Genomic DNA, 7,124 nt, shown 5'->3' with positions numbered 1-7,124 from the left:
GTTGAAGTATTGGTGGATGGAAAAATCGTTGGTCAGGCACAGTATGGATTATCACGTACAGATGTATCAAAAGCCTATCCTGCCTATAAAAACGCTAATGCTGGATATCAGTATACTCTAAACACTGTTAATTTAACAAACGGCCAACACACTCTAACCGTTAAAGAGACTGGAAAGAGTGGCGCAACAAAGGAGCTTAAATCTCTAATCAATGTCCTTAACTTACCCGTAAAAGGAGCTATTGAATCACCAAAGAACGGTGTGACCATCAAGGGGAATACACTAATCAGCGGTTGGTTTTTAGATGGAAGCGGCGTAAGTAAAGTGGAAGTATTAGTAGACGGGAAAATAATCGGTCAAGCACAGTATGGAGTTGCCCGTACGGATATCGCTAATTCCTATCCCGCCTATCAAAACGCCAATGCTGGATTTCAATATACCCTTAATCCAGTGAACTTTACCGCCGGCCAACATACGCTCACAGTAAGAGAAACGGGGAAAAATGGGCTGCAGACAGAGTTAAAGAGTCAATTTTACATCCAAGGACTGCCTGCTAAAGGGTCTCTAGACTCGCCAGTGAGTGGGACTGTACAGAAAGGAAATAGTTTAGTCCGTGGTTGGTTCTTAGATGGAAGCGGAGTAAAAACGATTGAGGTATTTGTGGACGGAAACTTAATGGGTGAAGCCGATTACGGGTTAGTACGGACTGATGTTCAAACTGCCTATCCGGAATATAAAAATGCTAACTCAGGTTATCAATATACACTCAATACGCTGCAGTTAAAGGATGGAGAACATACGCTCGCGGTAAAAGAAACTGGGGTTAATGGGGAAACCAGTACACTTACTGTCCAGATTACCGTGGGGAATGGAAATCTTTATACCATCTTAAACTTAAAAAAACCTTCTAACATTACGGCGAGTGAGATTGTGGCTTTCTTTGAAAGGAAAAATCCAACTAGTCCACTCAAAAATTATGCCCAAAGTTTCATTAATGCTCAGAATAAGTATGGTGTCAATGCACTATATTTATTGGCACATACGATTTGGGAAACAGGCTGGGGCGGATCAGATTTAATAACCTATAAACATAACCTATATGGTTATGGCGCCTATGATGTCTGTCCGTTTACGTGTGGTTATTATTTCCCTACGGTACAAGATAGCATTAATAAAGTAGCTTATCAGGTAAGACATGATTATCTAGAGGAATCTGGAGCCTACTACGATGCAGGTTATGGTCCGACGTTGACGGGGATGAATGTCAGATACGCTACAGATCAAAATTGGAAAAATGGGATTGCCAACCTGATGGAAAGTATGAAATCATATGACTCTTCTTATTATTGGAATTTGCCTGAGCTCAATGTATCAGCAAGTGCTCCGCCGTCATATGGAAGGGATATTCCTGATGGGCAATCATACCCAACAGATACAATCATTAACTTCCCTAGCGGAATCGTGGCTAAAGTGAATATGTCATCAGTAAATTTAAGGTCATTGCCATATCTTTCGACCTCAACGATTACCGGCACACTTAACTTCAACACGGTTGTTAGTATGGAAGGATATAATACCGATGTTTATTATGATCCAACTAGCACCGATTATAATGGTTACCGCTGGTATCGAGTGACTGTCAATGGTCAGAATGGCTGGTTGAATGGCCAAAATGTAACGATCGGTAATTTGCTTCAAGCCGACAGTGATGTTGATAACTTACGAGTTCGGAGCAGTGCTTCTACAAGTGCGGCAACATTAACCTATGTAGATCATGATACGTTTCTAAGAGCAGTGACCAACACGAACGGAGACGTAGTTTCACAAGATGGCTGGTATAATGTATATCTACCAAATTCGACAACGACCGGCTGGGTTTCAGGAGATTATATATCTCAAATCACTCACTAAAATCTATGAAAAAATCCTTTAGGTTATGAACCTAAAGGATTTTTTTATTACAATTAATAGGAGTATGAGTCGAGACTCTCTACTGTTTCTTTTGCTAAACCAAGGTGTTCGCGCAATTGATCTGAAATTTCTTGTCTTGTTTCATCATCAACTAAGTAGTACCAAATACCGTCAATGGTCGTTCCTTCGCCGTCCATTTGAATACTATCCATTTTCTCAGCTGCAGGCTTATAAGTTGATTGAATGCCAATCATGTCTTCGAGCGTGAGATTCGTTTTAATATTCTTTTCAAGTGCATTTAAGATGTCATCGTATTTCGTAAGGGTTGAAAACGATTTTCCTTTTGCCACAATTTTCGAAATCACTTCTCGCTGCCGCTGTTGGCGTCCGAAGTCACCTAATGGGTCCTGATGTCTCATCCGGGCATATTCAAGAGCCTCGATCCCATTTAAATGCTGTTTTCCTGTTTCAAGCGAAACACCATCTAATTCGAAGGCATATTTATTGTTAACATCAATACCGCCGACTGCATCGACAATATCTTTAAAGCTTTCCATATTTACTTTAATATAATAGTCAATCGGAATATTTAAGAAATTCTCAACCGTATCAATTGTTTCTTCAATTCCGCCATAGGCATAAGCAGCATTAATCTTTGTGACGCGCTTTTTAGTTGACTTCCCATTATTATTGACTAACAATGTTCTGGTGTCCCGTGGAATACTTAACAGTTTAGTAGATTTTTTCTTAGGATTAATCGTCACCACAATCATTGAATCTGTACGTCCACTGTCACCTTTTCGTTCGTCAACTCCAACCATTAAGATGGAAATAGGATCAGAATTATTAAATTCAACCTTTGTTTCTCGTTTTGCAGAAACTTCCCTTGAAAGTGGAGATGTCATTTTACTCACTGCTTTGGCTACATTATGGTAAACACTGTAGCCATAAATAGCGCCACCAGCGATAAGAATGACAAGGAAAAACATTGTTACACGGAACCATTTTACTTTCCTTCTCTTTCCCTTTAGGGTAGATCTAGTTCTATTCATTTATATAATTCCCTTCTTAAAGGTATAGATGTAAAAAGAAATACTAAGGGATATTATAATATTGAACGGGTATAAGTTCAACCAGAAACAAAAAAATCCACCATAAAAGTACAAGTTTCGCGATAATGATGCTATAATTTACACTTGGTTAAGTTTAAGGTAAAGGGAATTTGTCATTTCTTGCATTGTTTTACCTTTGAAACCAATTAGAATAGATTGTTGTACAAGTGTTTAGCCTAGACATAAAAATTATGAAATGAAAGTGTGTGAAACCAGTGTCTAATGCAAAAGTTGCAATCAGTATTGTGACCTATAATAGCAAACATATCTTCGACGTTTTAGATAATTTAAAGAAAGAATTTAGGCATGATGAAAATTTCCGCTTTGTGATTTTTGATAATAACTCAAATGAGGACTACAAAGAGCATCTGCGTGAGTATATGGACTTTGCTGAGATTACCTTCTACCATGAAAACAACGGCTTTGGCTTTGGTCATAACTACAATCTGCTGCATGCGGAGGAAACCTATTTTTTAGTCTTTAATCCAGATATCGTTTTGGTCAGAGACGATTTACTAAAAATGATAGATATGATGGAAAAGGACTCATCTATTGCTTTATTAGTACCAAAAGTACTGAACCCAGATGGAAGTATACAGCATCTAATGCGGGATCGTGTGTCTGTTTTTGATTATGCGCTCCGCTTTGTCCCATTTCAATCTGTGAAGAAAATGTTTTCTAAACGACTAGCGTCCTATGAACTTAGAGACATCCCGAATGACCGGGATGTAGACATCCGAATTGGTTCCGGCTGCTTTATGTTATTAAGAGGTAAGGATTTTAAAGAGGTAGGCGGCTTTGATGAGCGTTACTTTATGTACTTTGAAGATTACGACCTCTGCCTTGAACTAAGAAAACGGAATAGAAGGATTGTGTATACTCCTTTTTCACAAGTGGTCCATTATTATGAAAGAGGAGCCCATAAGAATAAAAAATTGTTTAAAATTTTTATGCAGTCTATGTATAAGTATTTCAACAAATGGGGATGGCGATTGTTTTAATACTACCTGAATACGTATAGATTGGAAAAATTTTTAAGTTTAAGTATAGAGATATATCAAAGAGATTTAGATAAAAATAAAAAAAATGCCAGCACTCTCGGCCGAATATTTTGGCTCGAGGTAGTAGGAGAGGGTAATTTTCATGAACAAGTTTGAAAAAATTTTGTTGACGATTTTTTTTATTGAAGTATTTGTAGGTGGAGGAGGAAGACTAATCGATTTTGGAGTTTTATCGATTCGTCAAGTCTTGTTCTTACTTCTGATCGTAGTGTTCATCGTTCGCATTATCAAAGACAAAGCGTATTTAAATAAAGAAATCAATACATTTCTACGATTCAATCCGGTGACGATCGGAGTCTATTTATTGCTTGCATGGTTTGTGGTTAGTTCTATCATTGGTGTTTTAAATGGACATCCATTAGGAATGATTGTTACCGACTTTTTCAGAGTATCTTATTTTGTGGTCTATTTTCCATTGGCTTATTATATTTCAAAGGAACGATTCTCCGTTCAGCGGATCATCACGCTACTAAAATATTCAGCATTAGCTGTAGCCCTTTTTACTATTATTATTTCGCTGCTAGGAAAGACCGTTTTTGTCGGCACTCATTTTAAACCCTATTATGACTTTTTAAATAGAGTATTTACTGGGGATTTATTTTTCAGACCAAGTAATAGTGTTTTTTATAAAAGTCACTTTTTTGTGTTAATTGGATTGGTGATTGCCTTAAATGACCTATTCAATAAAAGTAAAAGCAAGCTTAGCATCGCACTTGTGATTTTTGGCTCTGTTTCGGTTCTATGGTCTGAAACAAGAGGTTTTTTATTAGCCTTTATGTTAAGTGTATTTATGATTATTGTGTTGGATGTAAAAGTCCTTGTTGATCCAATTAAGGGGTTAGTAAGCAAGCTTCAAAAACTTGTTCATCATAAGCAATTTATTAAAAAATTCACCATTCTAATTCTTGTGGTAGTGGCTGTTCCCTTTTTGTATAAATATATGACGCTTGAACGTTTTGAAGTGGTTAAGCCTCCTGCAGCAAATGTGCAGCCAAATGTGGAGCCAAATCAAGCGGCAGAGGAACAGGAGCCTCAAGTTAATGATATAAGTGTTAATAATCGGCTTGAATTTATTATTGCTTCTAAAGACATATTAGTTCATCCTGTCAACCTTGTTTTCGGGTCAGGCTATGGAACAGAAGTAGCAGGAAGGATTACTGGGTTAGAAATGAGTTTCCTTGATATCTTAGTAGAACAAGGATTAATTGGGCTTGGTATCTGGGTGTTCTTATTTTTCATTGTTTATTTTAATTACTATAGTGCTTATAAGAAAGGGCATAAATTATCCAGCCTTGAAATTTCATTATTGTCGGCCTTTATGGGTGTTCTTTTATTAACAAATATTAATCCGTTTATCAACAATCCAATTGGAATTAGTTTTCTCCTTATTCTTTTAATCGTTTCACAGCAAAAAAAGAGCTCAAGTATAAATGAGGTAATCGAATGAAATTAACGGCTGTCATGGTTCTCTATAAACAAGCTGTTGAAGATAGCAAAACCTACCAAACGTTAAGAGAGACTTTATTTTCAAAAAAGGATTTTTCACACGAACTAGATTTAATTATTTACGACAATAGTCCAGAAAAGCAGATAGAAACTTCTTTTGATAGCGAAGAGGTATCCATTCAGTATTTTCATGACCCTCGTAATTTAGGAATTGCGGCTGCTTACAATTTTGCCCTATCAATGGCCACTAAAAACGGCAGTGACTGGCTGCTTCTATTAGACCACGACACCCAATTAACGAGTGAGTATGTTCAAGAAATTAGTAACTTGCCGGTGTTAGATGGTCATGTTGCTGCAGTAGTACCAAAGATCACAAGTAATGGAATGATGATCTCCCCTGTTTATAGTCGTTATCTCCGACCATTAAAAGGGGAACAGCCGCCAGCAGGGCTTCAAAGTGAACCGGTCATGGCGATTAACTCAGGTTCTCTCATTAGGGTGGAATTTTTAAAGCAGCTTGGCGGATTTAATGGAGATTTCCGATTGGACTATCTCGATCATTGGCTATTCCATGAAATTTTTGCGAAGCATCATAAGGTCTGGGTATTAAATGTGGTCCTTGAACATGAATTATCTGTGATGGACTATAGCCAGGTTTCGTTAGGCCGATATCAAAGTATTTTGGACTCAGAAATCAATTTTTATAGAAATTATAAAAAGGACCTTTATCCCTCCTATCGAAAACAGCTGGTGATGAGATTTATGAAACAAGTATTACTGGTAAAAAATAAAAAAATTGCCATGTATACGTTAAGCAGGCTCTTGACTAGGAAAAGGAGTTAATTTATATGTTATCGGTTTGTATGGCGACCTATAATGGTGAAAAGTTTGTCATCAGGCAGCTAGACAGCGTCCTAAAGCAGTTAAATCTACACGATGAAGTGATTGTTGTTGATGATGGTTCTAAGGACAAAACGGTTCAGGTAATCAAAGATCACTTTGGTGACCGAGTTCAGGTTTATGTGAATGAAAGCAATTTAGGTCCTATTAAAAGCTTTGAAAAGGCGATATCTTTGGCAAAGGGAGATATCCTTTTTCTATGTGACCAAGATGATGTGTGGGAAGACAATAAAGTAACAAGTGTTTTAGCGGCGTTTGAGGAACAAGATGCTGACCTGGTTCTGCACGATGCCTATGTTGTGGATGGGAGTTTACAGATCATCAATCCATCATGGAATGATTTTAATCGTAACAACATAAACCAAGGAATTTTTGGGAATATTTTAAAAAACGCCTATACCGGGGCATTTATGGCTTTTAAAAAAGAACTAGTTTCCTTCATTCTCCCATTTCCTAAAGAAATTGAAATGCATGATCAATGGATTGCACTTGTCTGTATGTTAAAAAAGAAGAAAATCGTTTTTCTCGATACTCCGCTCGTCAAATATGTCCGTCACGGCGGCAATGTAACCGGGATGAAGAAAAGGCCGCTTATGACACAGTTAAAAGGCCGTTTACGTACCCTATCAGCCATTGCTGGTTACCGACGTTAAAATGACTTCGAGAATTGTCCAGCTTCAGCGCCTAGGGGCTC

6 protein-coding genes are annotated in these 7,124 nt (G+C 37.5%); 5 read left to right on the top strand and 1 reads right to left on the bottom strand.

The window, feature by feature from the left end; genetic code table 11:
• Positions 1-1,911 (top strand): Ig-like domain-containing protein (locus V7266_RS04395; RefSeq protein WP_335466138.1); only part of this gene is annotated, 1,911 nt, incomplete at its 5' end.
• 53 nt (positions 1,912-1,964) lie between these two features.
• Here V7266_RS04395 and V7266_RS04390 read toward each other — a convergent pair.
• Positions 1,965-2,963, bottom strand: coding sequence for an LCP family glycopolymer transferase (locus V7266_RS04390; RefSeq protein WP_335466136.1), 999 nt, complete (start codon positions 2,961-2,963; stop codon positions 1,965-1,967).
• Between the two features lie 275 nt (positions 2,964-3,238).
• On the opposite strand from V7266_RS04390, the gene V7266_RS04385 reads away from it, so the two are divergent.
• From V7266_RS04385 to V7266_RS04370, 4 genes are all read left to right on the top strand, one after another.
• Positions 3,239-4,024 (top strand): glycosyltransferase family 2 protein, encoded by a 786-nt coding sequence (locus tag V7266_RS04385; RefSeq protein ID WP_335466134.1) that lies wholly within the window; start codon positions 3,239-3,241, stop codon positions 4,022-4,024.
• Positions 4,025-4,166: 142 nt separating this feature from the next.
• Entirely contained in the window at positions 4,167-5,531 is a 1,365-nt protein-coding gene (locus V7266_RS04380) for a hypothetical protein (RefSeq protein WP_335466132.1), read from the top strand.
• Positions 5,528-6,373 carry a glycosyltransferase gene (locus V7266_RS04375; RefSeq protein WP_335466130.1) on the top strand — a complete coding sequence of 282 codons (846 nt, stop codon included), beginning with the start codon at positions 5,528-5,530 and terminating at the stop codon, positions 6,371-6,373. Before V7266_RS04380 ends, V7266_RS04375 begins: the two co-directional genes overlap by 4 nt.
• Before the next feature lie 5 nt (positions 6,374-6,378).
• Positions 6,379-7,083, top strand: a complete 705-nt coding sequence (locus V7266_RS04370) for a glycosyltransferase family 2 protein (RefSeq protein WP_335466129.1) — start codon at positions 6,379-6,381, stop codon at positions 7,081-7,083.
• Positions 7,084-7,124 lie beyond the last annotated feature (41 nt).

The sequence above is a fragment of the Neobacillus drentensis genome, from assembly GCF_036965645.1.
Classification (GTDB): domain Bacteria; phylum Bacillota; class Bacilli; order Bacillales; family Cytobacillaceae; genus Neobacillus; species Neobacillus drentensis_D.
This window is presented reverse-complemented; position numbering and strand designations above follow the sequence as displayed.

Excerpts from the sequence above, each read along its gene's own strand:
- V7266_RS04380 (WP_335466132.1), top strand. The coding sequence starts at position 4,167 with ATGAACAAGTTTGAAAAAATTTTGTTGACGATTTTTTTTATTGAAGTA.
- V7266_RS04375 (WP_335466130.1), top strand. The coding sequence starts at position 5,528 with ATGAAATTAACGGCTGTCATGGTTCTCTATAAACAAGCTGTTGAAGAT.
- V7266_RS04370 (WP_335466129.1), top strand. The coding sequence starts at position 6,379 with ATGTTATCGGTTTGTATGGCGACCTATAATGGTGAAAAGTTTGTCATC.
- V7266_RS04390 (WP_335466136.1), bottom strand. The coding sequence starts at position 2,963 with ATGAATAGAACTAGATCTACCCTAAAGGGAAAGAGAAGGAAAGTAAAA.